The sequence below is a fragment of the Belnapia sp. AC561 genome, from assembly GCF_979252845.1.
Window position 1 is genome coordinate 1 of sequence record NZ_CEEDBP010000115.1, and the last position, 585, is coordinate 585.

A 585-nucleotide genomic window follows, 5' to 3' on the forward strand; every position below is an offset into this window, starting at 1 on the left:
GATCGGGCGGGGGCGGGTCTTGGAAGGGCATGCGCCGGAGGGTGGCGTGAAGGCACGAACGAATCAAGAACAAGATTCGGTCAGGTGTCGCGGCGCCGGCTTTGCCGATCCAGCCGGCTCAGGCACGGTGGCGCGACAGATGAGATCACGGACCGCCCTCGACCGGCTTCGTGCCCAGGCACGCCTGGCCACGCTGTCGACACCGACCGACCTCGCCAGCGCGGTGCAGCGGCTCGGCTTCGTGCAGGCCGACCCGATCCGGGCTCCGGCACGGGCCCAGGATCTCATCCTGCGGCACCGGGTGCGCAGCTACCGCGCCGGCGACCTGGACCGAGATTTCGCGCGGCTCGGCCTGGAGGAAGACTTTCTCTACGCCTATGGCTTCATGCCCGCGGGCACCCGGCACTTGCTGCATCCGCGGCTGGATCCGGATGGGGCAGGGGGGCTGCATGCCCCGACCGGCCTAGCGGCGGAGGTGCTGGCCTTCGTGGGGGAATGCGGCCTGACTGGTTTTGTCAGCGCTCGCGCCAAGAGTGCCCGGATGGCGAGCTGGATCAGGCATGGGTAGGCTCCTGACGGGTTGAT

1 protein-coding gene is annotated in these 585 nt (G+C 69.2%); it reads left to right on the forward strand.

The features are described 5' to 3' along the window. A partial coding sequence (locus AC0IW9_RS30370) for a DNA glycosylase AlkZ-like family protein (protein ID WP_471652035.1) occupies window positions 1–568 on the forward strand: 568 nt, incomplete at its 5' end. Between the last annotated feature and the right edge of the window lie 17 nt (window positions 569–585).